11 protein-coding genes are annotated in these 13,469 nt (G+C 39.1%); 9 read left to right on the plus strand and 2 right to left on the minus strand.

The annotated features are described in order from the left end of the window. Positions 1 to 29: 29 nt before the first annotated feature. The 8 genes from secD (at position 30) to E7413_02550 (ending at position 10,357) form a co-directional block, all read left to right on the plus strand. Entirely contained in the window at positions 30 to 1,349 is a 1,320-nt protein-coding gene (gene secD, locus E7413_02515) for a protein translocase subunit SecD (GenBank protein MBE7018734.1), read from the plus strand. After that, positions 1,312 to 2,220, plus strand: a complete 909-nt coding sequence (secF, locus tag E7413_02520; GenBank protein MBE7018735.1) for a protein translocase subunit SecF — start codon at positions 1,312 to 1,314, stop codon at positions 2,218 to 2,220. The genes secD and secF overlap by 38 nt, the downstream gene beginning before the upstream one ends. A gap of 154 nt (positions 2,221 to 2,374) precedes the next feature. Beyond that, positions 2,375 to 3,547 carry a glycosyltransferase family 4 protein gene (locus E7413_02525; GenBank protein MBE7018736.1) on the plus strand — a complete coding sequence of 391 codons (1,173 nt, stop codon included), beginning with the start codon at positions 2,375 to 2,377 and terminating at the stop codon, positions 3,545 to 3,547. Next, on the plus strand, positions 3,544 to 4,146 hold the full coding sequence (locus E7413_02530; GenBank protein ID MBE7018737.1) for an acyltransferase: 603 nt from the start codon (positions 3,544 to 3,546) through the stop codon (positions 4,144 to 4,146). Before E7413_02525 ends, E7413_02530 begins: the two co-directional genes overlap by 4 nt. A 44-nt stretch (positions 4,147 to 4,190) precedes the next feature. Next, positions 4,191 to 7,187 carry a bifunctional fucokinase/L-fucose-1-P-guanylyltransferase gene (locus E7413_02535; GenBank protein MBE7018738.1) on the plus strand — a complete coding sequence of 999 codons (2,997 nt, stop codon included), beginning with the start codon at positions 4,191 to 4,193 and terminating at the stop codon, positions 7,185 to 7,187. A gap of 172 nt (positions 7,188 to 7,359) precedes the next feature. Next, positions 7,360 to 7,791, plus strand: a complete 432-nt coding sequence (locus tag E7413_02540) for a hypothetical protein (protein MBE7018739.1) — start codon at positions 7,360 to 7,362, stop codon at positions 7,789 to 7,791. Between the two features lie 87 nt (positions 7,792 to 7,878). After that, positions 7,879 to 8,301 carry an L-fucose mutarotase gene (fucU, locus tag E7413_02545; GenBank protein MBE7018740.1) on the plus strand — a complete coding sequence of 141 codons (423 nt, stop codon included), beginning with the start codon at positions 7,879 to 7,881 and terminating at the stop codon, positions 8,299 to 8,301. Between the two features lie 82 nt (positions 8,302 to 8,383). Then, on the plus strand, positions 8,384 to 10,357 hold the full coding sequence (locus E7413_02550; GenBank protein ID MBE7018741.1) for a hypothetical protein: 1,974 nt from the start codon (positions 8,384 to 8,386) through the stop codon (positions 10,355 to 10,357). A 268-nt stretch (positions 10,358 to 10,625) separates the two neighbouring features. Here the strand turns inward: E7413_02550 and E7413_02555 are convergent, their stop codons facing one another. After that, a complete protein-coding gene (locus E7413_02555) occupies positions 10,626 to 11,057 on the minus strand; it encodes a hypothetical protein (GenBank protein ID MBE7018742.1) in 432 nt (143 codons plus the stop codon). 64 nt (positions 11,058 to 11,121) lie between these two features. Between E7413_02555 and E7413_02560 the strand changes: the two genes are divergently transcribed. Next, complete coding sequence (locus E7413_02560) at positions 11,122 to 12,636, plus strand: hypothetical protein (protein ID MBE7018743.1); 1,515 nt, start codon at positions 11,122 to 11,124, stop codon at positions 12,634 to 12,636. Positions 12,637 to 12,698: 62 nt separating this feature from the next. Here the strand turns inward: E7413_02560 and rlmB are convergent, their stop codons facing one another. Continuing rightward, positions 12,699 to 13,466, minus strand: coding sequence for a 23S rRNA (guanosine(2251)-2'-O)-methyltransferase RlmB (gene rlmB, locus E7413_02565; protein MBE7018744.1), 768 nt, complete (start codon positions 13,464 to 13,466; stop codon positions 12,699 to 12,701). Positions 13,467 to 13,469 lie beyond the last annotated feature (3 nt).

Below are 13,469 nucleotides of genomic sequence, written 5' to 3' on the forward strand. Positions count from 1 at the left end.
GTGCCTGTATTGGTACATAGGAGGAAAACATGTTTAAAGGTATCAGTAAAATTCTGATTGCCATTGCCGTAATTGCGGTGCTTTGTGTCAGCGCGATTACCGGTTTGACAATCGGTTCTTTTAAGACATACCCTGTTTTTGATGCAGAACACGGTATCAGAAAAGGTTTTGACTTAGCCGGGGGTTCGGTTATAGTTTACCAGGCATCCCAAAAGGCGGAAGACGGTTCTTTCACAGAAATTGAACCCTCTGCATCTCAGATGGATGTTGCAAGAAAGATTATCCAGGCTCGTCTGGATAGAAAAGGTTTTACCGAAGGTAGTGTTACTGCAAAAGGAAACATGCTGGAAGTAGAACTTCCGTCTGTACAGGATACAGCGGCTGCAATTAACGAAATCGGTCAGACTGCAAAGTTATCTTTCTGCGGATATGATCCCGCAACCGGCGAATTTCTTGGCGATGACATTTTTACCGGAGAAGATGTAAAAAAAGCAGATGGGATATATATGCAGAGCGGAGTAACAGCTGCTCCCGCTCAGCACGTTGTTGCAATCGAAATTTCAAATGATGCAGCGCAGCGTTTTTACGAAGCAACTATGGAATATGATGGAAAAGCCATTGCTATTAAGTTAGATGACAATATCATTTCTGCTCCCATGGTTACTCAACCGATTAACAGCAACCAGTTTACCATTGAAGGTAACTTTGACAAAGATTCTGCTGCCGAATTAGCAGCCTTGATTCAGGACGGTCAGTTGCCTTTCCAGCTTTCCGTTGTTCAACAGAGAACTGCAGGTCCTACCTTGGGTGAATCTGCATTAAATACCAGTTTACAGGCGGCAATGATTGGTTTAATCATCATTTTTGTGTTTATGATTTTATACTATCGTTTGCCCGGTCTTGCAGCATCAATTGCATTGGTGTTCTATGTAGTATTATGTTGTCTCATTTATTCCTTTATGAGAATTAATCTGTCATTACCGGGTATTGCAGGGGTTATTCTGTCCATCGGTATGGCTGTGGATGCCAATGTCATTATCTTCGAACGTATGAAAGAAGAATTCAAACTTGGCAAAACCTTAAAAGCATCTTTGGATGCCGGTTTCAAACGTGCAATGATTTCTATTATTGACTCCAACGTTACCACTCTGATTGCTGCAGGGGTATTGTATTTCATCGGTTCCGGTCCGATCAAAGGCTTTGCAACCACTTTAGGTATCGGCGTATTAGTATCTATGTTTACTGCCATTATTGTTACCAAATTCCTGTTAAAAGCAATGGTTGATATGAAGATTAAAAATAAGTTCCTCTATGGAGCACCCGGAAAAGGAGGTAACAAAAATGCTTAATATTTATAAAAACAGATGGATTTTTATTGCGATTTCTGTTGCGCTGATTCTGGTTGGTATTGTGTTTACTGCCGTAAACGGTTTCAATTTGGATATTGATTTTGCAGGCGGTACCAGCATTACTTTTGATGCAGGACAGGCTATCAATAAAGAAGAAGTTGCAACACTTGCAAACGATACACTTGGTTTCAACATTTCTGCTGTGCAGGTAAATACCGAAAATCCCAATGAATTTACCATTAAGGCAAAGGATTTAACAAGTGACCAGTCTGATGCGGTTATTGCCGCATTGATTGCAAAATACGGTTTAGCAGAAGATTATAGTGATTATTCTGTAAATTCTTTTTCTCCGTCCTATGGTCAAAAATTATTAAAGGAAGCTTTAATTGCAGTAGGTATTGCAGTGGTATTAATGCTGGTGTATATTACCATTCGTTTTGAGTTCTTATCCGGTTTAAGTGCAATTGTTGCTTTAATTCATGATGTACTCATTATGATTTCGGTATATGCAATTTTCCGTGTTCCGGTAAATGCTTCTTTTGTGGCTGTAGTTCTGACTATTTTGGGTTACTCTATTAACAACACCATCGTTGTGTTTGACAGAATCCGTGAAAACAGAAAAGCTGCAGGCAACGAGACTTTTGCAGATACTACCAATAAAAGTATCAAACAGACTTTGGGACGTTCCATCAACACTACCATCACTACCTTCGTAATGGTTGCAGTGCTGTATGTGTTGGGCGTGGATTCTATCAGAGAATTTGCCTTCCCCTTAATGGTTGGTGTTATCGGCGGTGCATATTCATCTCTCTTTGTTGTTTCTCCCGTATGGGCAATGTTAAAAGAAGCAACTGCGAAAAAAGCAAAATAAATCATATCACAACAGAAAAATGCTTATCGAGTCCGGTAAGCATTTTTTGTTTCTTTAGGGCAATTTCTAATTGTTGACAAATGTATCATTAGATGTTATAATAGGAAGAGAAATTTTTGTTGTTTTTAATCCGTCAGTAAGGAGTTTATCATTTATGAAAAAGAAGATTTTTATTTGTGCCAGTGCACATTTTCCCCATGGGGATGCCGGTGCCAATCGAATTGAATATATTGCTCAGGCACTTAGTTTAGCTTCTTATGACGTTGTGGTGCTATCTTGTGGGAAAACACCGGATGGTGCAACCTTAAAAGATGATTATGTATCTTATTTAGGATTTCGGTATCGGAATTTGGAATTAACTGATGCCAGAAAAGAAAAACTTTTCAGTGGTTATATGATGGCATCGCTTTTAAAAAAATGTGGTGCTCAAAAAGAGGATATTGTTTATATTTATGGTTCCAACAGTTTGTTTGTTTCTCCTGTGCTGAATTTTTGTAAGAAGAAAAATATCAAAACCGTAATTGACGTGGTGGAATGGCATCAGCCTTTCCAATATCCCAAAGGGGAAAAAGATGTCCGTTATAAATCTTCCAATAAAACGTTTACCAAATTATCACCTAAGACCAGCGGAATTGTTTCCATTTCCAAATGTATCCGTGATTATTATTTCAAGCAGGGATGTTATACCGAGGTGTTTCCTGTGATCATTGATGCAGATAGTATTTCCTATGATTTGCAAAAAAAATCTCAGGATGAAAAAATTCATCTGATTTATCCGGGCAATCCCATGCATAAGGATGATATCGGTGTGATGCTGGAAGGTCTTTCGTTATTATCCAATGAGGAACAGAAAAAAATTACCATGCATTTAACCGGCGTGAAAGAAGAAAAACTTCGTGCTTTTTTAGGGGATGGACAATCTGTATTTGACCGTTTGGGAGATACCATTTGTTTTCACGGTTGGATGGAATATGACGAGTTGATAGAACTCTATCAGTCAGTAGACTTTTTATATATGTCCCGACCGGATAATTTAGTTACCCGTGCTAATTTTCCCAGCAAATTGCCGGAACTAATGGCTTATGCTGTGGCACCTATCGGCAATCGGGTAGGGGACTATTATCGGTATTTGACGGATGGTGTGGATTCTGTTTTATTTGATAAGAATACTCCCGAAGATTGCGCCAATGCTATTCGTCGGGTGATTGCTTTGAGCAAGGAAGAACGAAAAAATATGTGTCAAAATGCCAGAAATACAGTTTGCGAAAAATTTGATTATAAAAAATGGGCAAAAAAACTGGATAAATTTATGGAGAATCTGAAATGAAAAATATGATAAAAGGTATTCTTCGATTTTTTTATTATTTGCCTTCTAACTTCAGTAACCGAATCCGATACAAACTGAAGGGTGTTCGTGTGGGAAAAAAACACGAAACCAAAGGCAATTTATGTATTAAAAATAAAGGAACTATTACCATTGGTGATCGTGTCCGTATCAATTCTAAAGGAAGCGCCAACCCCATCGGTGGTGGAGAGAAAACCTATTTTCAGGTGTTGTCCGGTGCTAAGCTTACCATTGGCAATGATGTGGGAATGTCCAACTGTGCCATTACGGCAGGGAATAGCGTAACCATTGGTGATTATGTAAGAATCGGCGCCGGAGTGAAAATATATGATACTGATTTTCATTCCCTGAATCCTTTTGAAAGAACTGCAAAACCTGAAATTGCTAATGTGGTTACGAAACCCGTTATGCTAGAAGATTATGCTTTTATCGGTGCAGGAAGTTATATTCTAAAAGGTGTTACCGTTGGAAAATACAGCATTATCGGTGCAGGTTCTGTTGTGACGAAAGATGTTCCCCAAGGGGAAATCTGGGCAGGAAACCCTGCAAAAAAAATTGGTATTGTGCCATTAGAAACTTAAGAAATTCTTGAAATTGTTTCATAAAATAACGAAGGAGTCAAGTGATGGAGCATTTAACCTCTCTTTTTCTTGCACAATCTTATAGTGACGCCTGGGAAACTTACAAAAGAAGCTTGAAAGCATCCAATGCTGTTTATTGGGATTATGTGATTTTAACTGCATCCAATGAGCTTCAAGCGGAAGGTTACCGTTCTCAGTTAAAAGCCCGGGAAGATAGCGGATTTTTGCCAAAACATACCCATTTTGCAGTGATTCCTGATCCTGACGGAAAACGTGTGGGTAGCGGTGGTGCTACCTTAAGTGTCATTCGTTATATTGCAGAACATAGTGGGAATGTTGATTTTTCGGGACTTCGTATCTTAGTCATTCATTCCGGAGGAGACAGTAAGAGAGTACCGCAGTATTCTGCTTTGGGCAAACTTTTTTCACCGGTTCCTAACTGTCTTCCCAATCAGATGGCATCTACCTTGTTTGATGAATTTATGATGGTGATGTCTTCAGTTCCCGGCAGAATTCGTGAAGGAATGCTTTTGGCTTCCGGTGATGTTTTGCTATTATTCAATCCTTTGCAGATTGATTATTCAGGTGTTGGTGCCTGTGCGATTTCTTTTAAAGAACCTGTGGAAACAGGAAAAAACCACGGTGTGTTTGTGCAAGGCGAAAATGGGAATGTTTCTGCCTTTTTGCATAAACAAAGTGTTGAAGACCTTACTAAAAAAAATGCAGTCAATGAAAAAGGTTGTGTAGATATTGATACCGGTGCTGTGGTGTTTTCTGCAGAGATGCTTTCTTCTTTGTACAGCCTTATTTGTACCAACGGCATTTTTGATACTGATAAGTTCAATCAGTTTGTCAATGAAAAAGTTCGCCTTTCTTTATATGGCGATTTCTTATATCCTTTGGCAGAAACTTCCACTTTAGATGCATTTTACAAAGAAAAACCTGAAGGGGAGTTCTGCGATGAACTAAAAACAGCAAGAGAGCAGGTATGGAGCGTGCTTCGTCCGTATCGAATGAAACTGCTCCGATTTGCACCTGCCAAATTTATTCACTTTGGCACTACTTCTGAAATTCTTCGTCTGATGTCTTCTGAAATTGATAAATATGATAATCTGGGATGGAGCCGTCAGGTCAACAGCAGTATTCCCCTAAGTGCAGCAGGATACACCAGTATTGTTTCCGACCAAGCGAACGTGGGGAAAGACTGTTATTTTGAACTGAGCCATATTCATAGCGGTGTAACGGTTGGGGATAACGTATTGTTATCTCACATTGAAGTGAAAGAAGGAAATATTCCTTCTAATGTTGTGCTGCACGGCTTAAAACAGCGTGACGGGAAATTTGTGGCACGTATCTATGGTGTGTCTGATAATCCAAAACTATCGTTAGAGGATAACGCATCTTTGTGCGGTGTTCATTTGGCAGACTTTTTAGAAAAACTGAATCTTTCCCAGAAGGATTTGTGGGACAGTAATGACCATACTTTATGGAATGCGAAGCTTTATCCTGTTTGTGATACTATGGAAGAAGCAGTTTCTCACGCTTTGAATTTATACAATCTTTGCTACGGAGCAGGAGATTTTACTCTTTGGAAAAACACCGAAAGAAAAAGTTTATCTGCCGGATTTTTTGATGCAGATGCAAATGCAATTATTGCTTGGAATAACCGTATGCGCGAACTGATGGTGATGGAAGGCATTGCAAAAGCTATCGCAGATGGCGTCAGTGCGGATGAAGTATGCCAGGCTTATCGTTTTCAACATTTAACCAAAATGCAGGAAGATTGGCTGAAAAACTATTTTAAAACAGCAGATTTTTCTGCAAAAATCAGACTGTATTATTATATTGGAAAAATTTTAGGCGAAACCTATGGTGATGAATATTTTTCCAAATGTTTTGGCTGTATTCGTGACACGATTTTGCAAAACAGTATGGATACTACCACCTACCACAGCGAATGCAGAATTCAGATGGACACTCACACAGTTTCTTTGCCGCTCAGAGTAAACTTTGGCGGTGGCTGGAGTGATACTCCACCGTATTGTATTGAGCAGGGCGGTACAGTTTTCAATGCAGCAATTTTGTTAAACGGTAAAAAACCCGTGGAGGTAACGTTAAAACGGATTCCTGAATATAAAATCGTGCTGGAAAGCCGTGATATGGATGTGCACGGAGAATTTACTTCACTCGATCCTCTTTTGGAAACAGGAAATCCCTATGATCCCTTTGCGTTGCAAAAAGCAGCACTTCTTGCTTGCGGCATTTTACCGAAAGAGGGCGGAAATCTTACCGATATTTTAAAACGGGCTGGTGGCGGCTTTGTGATGGATTCTGAGGTAACCGGTGTTCCCAAGGGGAGCGGACTGGGTACCAGCTCCATTTTATCAGCAGCTTGTGTGAAAGCCATTTACGAATTTTTTGGAATTTCTTATGATGATGCCAAACTTTATCAGAGCGTGCTTTGTGTGGAACAAATTATGTCCACGGGTGGCGGTTGGCAGGATCAGGTTGGCGGGGTGACAGATGGATTAAAATATATCACCACCAAGCCTGGTTTGCTTCAGGATATTCAAGTGGAATATGTGCCGTTAAAACCTGATATTTTAGCAAAGCTAAACCAACGGTTTGCATTGATTTATACCGGTCAGCGCCGATTGGCAAGAAATCTGTTACGAGAAGTTGTGGGAAGATATATCGGCAATATCCCTGAGGTTGTTTTTTCGCTATCTGAAATTCAGCTGGTTTCTCAAAAAATGAAAGATACTTTGCTGCTTGGTGATATTGATGCGTTTGCCAATTTAATGAATGAGCATTGGAATTTATCTAAACAAATTGATAGCGGAATTACCAATATTTTAATTGATCAGATTTTCTTATCTGTGGATGATCTGATTGATGCAAAACTGGTTTGCGGAGCAGGTGGCGGCGGCTTTTTGCAAGTGATTTTAAAAGAAGGAGTTACTCGTGAGCAGGTTCGCGACCGATTGAAGTCTGTGTTTGGAGACAGTGGTATTGATGTTTGGGATTGTACCATTATATAAGTGAAAAAAGTAAGTCCTCTTATCGGGGACTTGCTTTTTTGTCTTATTGTGAATACAACAAGGTTCCGGGACACCCGACCGCAATCTTTGATTGCGTTATCGGGTCGGGTTCTTATTTTTTTAGGATATGCATATAATGGTCTATCATAAGAACAGGGAGTCGTTGCAAACTATGAAACAGTATCAAAGTTTTATGAAAAACACATGGCTTTCTTATCTATTCTCCGAGTTATTTTTAGGATTTTCCATGGCAGTTGCCACATTTTATATTTTCCCATTGTCTGTGGAGATTGCAGGAGTATTAACCGCTCTTTTGGGAGTTGTGTTATCCGTTTTTTTATTATTGATGATTCCTTTGAAAATCGGGGAACGACCGCATACCTGGTTATTGATTTGCCTGACGGGAATGATGGGATACCGTTTTTTTCGGATGCCGTTTTCTTCGTATTTTCGAAATGGATTGTATCTTGGAATTCTTTCCGGAATTTTATTATCCGTGCAAATTCTGTATCTGTCGTTGGAAAAGAAACAGCGTGGTTATCAAAAAAAATGGGGGATTTGGTATATTTTAGGACTTGTTTTGGGAATCCTCTTAAAATCATAGGAATCGGTTGACGAATGTGATAAACTGTGTTATACTGTAACTGTTAAAATATTTTACTTATAATCTTATCAAAAGGAGTATTGAAACATGTTAAAAGGAATTCCGAAAATTTTATCTCCCGAATTGTTGAAAATTTTAATGGAAATGGGTCATGGTGACGAAATTGTAATTGGTGACGGTAATTTTCCCGGTGCCAGAATCGGTGATAAACTGGTTCGTTTAGATGGTCATGATGTGCCCGAAATTTTAGAAGCAATTTTAAAACTGTTCCCTTTAGATACCTATGCTGCTCCTGTATATCTGATGGAGAAAGTACCCGGTGACACTGTGGAAACTCCTATCTGGGATACCTATAAAGAAATCGTTGGAAAATATACCGATGCTCCCATTGAGTATGTGGAACGCTTTGCATTTTACGAAAGAGCAGAGAAATCTTATGCAGTCATTATGAGCGGAGAAAGTGCACTTTATGCCAACATTATCTTAAAAAAAGGTGTTGTAACCGAATAATGAAACAGCAAAAATAGCCGAGAAAATCCTCTCTGCTATTTTTTTGCTTTAATAAAACCATCCCACGGAAGGGAGAATGTTTGTGAAGAAAGAACGTCTGTGGATATCGTCGCTGGTTATTTTTATGGCAACGTTAATTCTTTTGGGAAGCTTTTTTTGCAGAATCCAATATGAAAATAACAGCCGTCAGGCATTTATGTCCGTAGATATAAAAAATTTGGCGTCTCACGGGAAAGCTACCATATCGCATCTTCATCAATTAAAAGATGCAGGGGCTAATGTGGTTACTGTGGAGCCTCAGACCATAAAAGGTCTGGAACAAGCCGGGAAGGTGGAACTGATTTCCTATTCTTCTCTTTTTGAGAAGGAAGATGCAAGATCCCAACAAATCATAACTGCTTTCGGTGACAATACCTATGAACAAGATCATTTCATGATTGTGGTGACCGATCCTCAAGTGCAGCATTATCTCAGTGAAGAACTTTCCTGTCGCTATGAGGAGTATACCAGCGTTTTGTTGGAAGATCAAACGACAATGGTATTTGTCATTCCAAAGTTTACCGGGGAAAATGATTTGGTTGTTGGGTATGATAAGCAGCAGTTGGAACTCATTTCGGAAGCTGATATGAGTTCTGCCTTGGTTTATCCGTCCTACACGTTTGAAAACCCTGCTTACACAAAGTATTTTGAGCGGTTTGTTAAGACTAATGATATTTCTTTTCTGGTTTTAAGAAACAATCCTTACGATAATGAAATCCCCCTGTCGGAAGAATTTAAAAACGTTTTCAGAAATCTGGACATAACCTTGGTGGTCTGGGAAAATGAAAGTCAGATTGGAAACGAAACACCATTTTTATACGATGATTTCTTTTCGATTGCTAAGTATCGTACGCTGCGTGGTTTCCATATGGATAAATTGGTTGCCCACGATGAAAGCGGATATCGATACCGTTATTATCAGTGGTTTAACTCTGCTTTAGAAAGAAATACCAAATTTATCCACGCCAATCTCCTGGAAAATCCCGATATGGATGCGGAAGCCAATTTTAAACTGACCTTACAGGCTATTTCGGATTTCAAAGCAGGACTTAGAAATTACGATTTCCCAAAAACAGGAATCGATGTGCCTTATGTTTATCCCGTGCAGACGGCTTCTATGGCAGGCGGTCTGATGCTTTTGAGTTTGGCGTACCTGTATTTGGTGATTATTTTACGAAAAATCCCCCGTCTATTTACCGAAATTTATTTTATATTGATGGTGACAGTTGCCATTCTATCGTACGCATTTGCCGATTTTTTAGCAGGACTGTATGCCTTTGGTATTATGGTGATGGCATCTGCTGTGATTAGCGCTTTGCTGTTGTATCTGGAGAAAAACGGAAAAGGAAAGAGGAAATATCTTTGGATGATTCTTTCCTCCCTTGCAATTACCGTTTCGGGAATCGTTTCCATTAGCTCTTTGTTGGGCGGAATTGAATTCTACACGTCAACCAAGCTGTTTCACGGCACCGTGCTCAGTATGCTCTTACCTTTTGCTTTTGCGGTATTCAACGGATATATGATTTATTTATATGATAGTTGCCCCGTTGGAAAAATTTCTTCCGTTATTGGGAATTGGTGTAAGAAGGGGAGAATTTTTATTTTTCTTCCCATTATAATTGCCGCAGTGGTAGGATTTTTATATTACTGCACCAGAATCGGCAATTACGAACAGTTAATTCCCTTAGAAGACCACTTCAGAAAATGGCTGACTGATGTTTTCTATGTTCGCCCCAGAACCAAGGAATTTTTATTTGGATATCCGTTACTGGCTTTGTTCTATTATTGTTCGGCGATAAAAACAAAAATTGAATGGAAGTTGATTTTCGGTATCGGCGCAACCGTTTTGTTTAATTCCATTTTCAACACATTCTGCCATACTTTTACCGCAGTAACAGTCAGCATTCACCGTGTATATAACGGTTTTTTATGCGGATTTTTAGTTTCTTTTATTGTGATAGTTTTTCTGTTGCTGATTCGTTATGTGATTGTAATTCTTAGAACCAAGAAGAATTAAATGGAAAGTAAGCTGCAAAATTCCAAGTATCCCATCAAAAATCCGGTTGGGAAACAGAAAGAATCCAAGCATAGATAAGAGCTGGAATAAGAACCAGACCCGATGACGCAATCAAAGATTGCGGTCGGGTGCCCCGGAACCTTGTTGTATTCACAATAAAAACAACAAGATCGCTTGCAATCTTGTTTGTTGCTTTAAAATATAGGAAAACTATGGACATTACCATGTTACTATGGTATAATGAATCGTGTATTTGAATGACTCCAAATTACCGGGAAAGGTGGATTGCTGTGAAAAAAATAATAAAGTTGGAATGGCTTGTTTGTATATGCTCATTGCCGGTACTATATTTTTTATTCTCCAGATTAAGCACATTTTTATCGGTAGTTTTCGGTTTTTGTTGCACAGAATCTCTTCGTTGGATTGGAATTATAATATCAGAGCTTCTTGTGGTCGCTTTTCGAAATAATTTGAAAGAATATCTGTTTAAAGACATCAGTGCCAAAACAGGGAGCGTTGCTTTTTGCTTGTCATTTCTTGTTTCTTTCCTGTTGCAATCCGTTGTTTTGCGAGGATGCACGCAAGGGAGTAATATGAGTTGTCTCATTGGATCTTCTTTGCTGTTCGGTGCTTTTTTGATTCTTTTTTTCCGAAATATCAAATACTTTTTTGGTAGATTGAAAATGGTTTCTGTTTCCAAAAAAGATGTCTTTTTTGCAGGCTCTGTTTTTCTTGTTGTCAACCTGATTGCAGTGTTATATTGCATGTTCTTAAAAAAAATTTTCACCTGGGACAATGCAGGCTATTTTACCAGTGTGCATCAGTATAATACAATGTTTCCCGGCATTTCTTACTGGAAGGAAGTCTATAACTCTATTTTTACCACAGATTATAATTACGTGATTATGATTCCTGCCAGTCTGTTTTGTAAACTTTTCGGGGAATCCAGATTGGTCTTTGTATTATCTATCATCAACTGTTATATCTATCCTGTTTTGATGTTGATATACTTCTGTGCGAAACGGCACTTTCATGTAAGCAACTGGAAAATTATCTGTGTTTATTTATGTCTTTGGTATTTGATGTTTGCTGCCAATACGGGTTTTATCGATGTTGGTGGAATTGCGCCTGTACTGTTGGCATTGATACTATACTATTTTGGTCGCAGAGAAAAACAAGGAATCCTTATCGGTGTGCTGCTGTCGCTTTCTGTATACTTACGAAGATGGTATTCCTTCTTTGCCTTAAGCTTTGTAATTACTGTGTTTCTTCACGGTATCACCAAGAAAAATCTGAAAGCATTTTTCGAAATCTTAGTCTCATTTACCTTTGTGTTGCTGTTTTTTACCCAAGATTTTGTCAGCGAAAAGTTAATGGCGGATTATCGACATATTTATGCTGCTTATCAGCTCGGTATCCGCACCGATGTGATGATTTTCACTCGTTATTACGGTGTGATGATGACCGCTTCGGTATGTCTGTATACGATTGCAAAACAAGTTTTTAACCGTAAAAAACTACATAGAGAAACATTTGTTTTATTCCAGACCATTTTGATGTTTACGTTGTTTGTGGGTGTTCAGACCCACGGACAGCAACATCTTTGCTTGTATGTTCCTGCCTTCTCGGTATTACTTTTATCTCTAATGAAACAGGTCAACCGAAAATTTGCAACGGTAGCAGTGGCAGCCGCTTCTGCTTTTCAGACGGTGAATACTTTTATTCCACGAGTGCAGCCAACCTCCATTTCGGAGATAAAGCAGGCAGCGATATTTCCCAATTATTCGTCCTATCCTCCCGTTGACCCAAATGTTGAAGGGATTTTAAAAGTGACTGCTTATATGGATAAGGAAATCGGAGAGAAGGGGAAACGTGTTTGCTTTTTGGCATCTTCCCTAAAACTCAATTATGAAACATTAAAAAATGCAGAAATTTCTGTGTCGGTGCAACCACCGTCACAAATTGAAAGATCAACTTATTACTACGGTATTTCAGATGTGGATAAGCGAAACGGATTATCGGAAAGTTTGTTCTGGACAGATTATATTTTGGTACCGTCCACCTTGCAGATTCACTTAGCGGAAGAAGAACAGCGGGTGATTGCCGTTCCGTATTACGAAATCACGGAACAGGTGGGGATCGGTACTGCTTATGAAAAAGAAGAAATATCGTTTCCCTTGGCAGACGGCACCGAAATCTATTTATATCGAAAAATCCGTGAGGTGACTCCTGAAGAAATCGAAGCCTTACGGGAACGGATTTTTAATCCTGCTCCATAATATAACATAGAAAAAAACAGCAAGAAATCTGGTATGGTTTCTTGCTGTTTTTATTTGTTGATTTATTTCATTCGCTGGTCTAATGCTTCGTATATCATAATGCCGGCACAAACGGAGGCGTTTAGTGAGTTTACCTGTCCTAAAATGGGAAGGCTTACCAAGGTATCGCATTTTTGTTTCACATGCTCACTCATACCATACCCCTCGGAGCCGATGACAATAGCCAACGGAACAGTTAAGTCGGGATCTTTGTATGACATATTGGCAGATGCATCCGTTCCTACAATCAAAACGCCCTGTTCCTTTAATTCCAAAATAGTGGAATTTAAATTGGTCACTCTGGCAATTTTCATATAGTTTACCGCACCTGCAGATGCCTTGTAAGCACCGCTGTTTACCCCTGCGGCACGTCGTTTGGGAATAATCACACCGTCGCAACCTGCACATTCGGCACTTCTGACGATAGCACCTAAGTTATGAGTATCTTCAATGCCGTCTAAGATAACCAAAAAAGGATTTTTGCCTTTTTCATAAGCAGACTGCAGAATTTCTTCCACGGATACATATTTTGCCTGAGAAACCGATGCGATAACACCCTGATGGTTTTTTACTTCGCTCATTCGGTCCAGCTTTCCTTTTTCCACACGGGAAACAGGGATTTTTTTCTGGTTGGCAAGTTTCACAATCTGATATAAAATCGGGTCCTTGAAATGATTCATCACATAGATTTTATCAATTTCGGTATCTGCTTTTAAAGCTTCCAACACCGGGTTTCTTCCCTCGATTTTATCGTCAATTCTTTCATTTTCGTTAAAATGTTTTTTATTCATTTC

This window comes from Oscillospiraceae bacterium (assembly GCA_015068645.1).
Taxonomy (GTDB): Bacteria; Bacillota; Clostridia; order UMGS1840; family UMGS1840; genus SIG452.

Coding starts and splice junctions, on each gene's coding strand:
- secD (MBE7018734.1), top strand. CDS start 30: ATGTTTAAAGGTATCAGTAAAATTCTGATTGCCATTGCCGTAATTGCG.
- secF (MBE7018735.1), top strand. CDS start 1,312: ATGGAGCACCCGGAAAAGGAGGTAACAAAAATGCTTAATATTTATAAA.
- E7413_02525 (MBE7018736.1), top strand. CDS start 2,375: ATGAAAAAGAAGATTTTTATTTGTGCCAGTGCACATTTTCCCCATGGG.
- E7413_02530 (MBE7018737.1), top strand. CDS start 3,544: ATGAAAAATATGATAAAAGGTATTCTTCGATTTTTTTATTATTTGCCT.
- E7413_02535 (MBE7018738.1), top strand. CDS start 4,191: ATGGAGCATTTAACCTCTCTTTTTCTTGCACAATCTTATAGTGACGCC.
- E7413_02540 (MBE7018739.1), top strand. CDS start 7,360: ATGAAACAGTATCAAAGTTTTATGAAAAACACATGGCTTTCTTATCTA.
- fucU (MBE7018740.1), top strand. CDS start 7,879: ATGTTAAAAGGAATTCCGAAAATTTTATCTCCCGAATTGTTGAAAATT.
- E7413_02560 (MBE7018743.1), top strand. CDS start 11,122: ATGTTCTTAAAAAAAATTTTCACCTGGGACAATGCAGGCTATTTTACC.
- rlmB (MBE7018744.1), bottom strand. CDS start 13,466: ATGAATAAAAAACATTTTAACGAAAATGAAAGAATTGACGATAAAATC.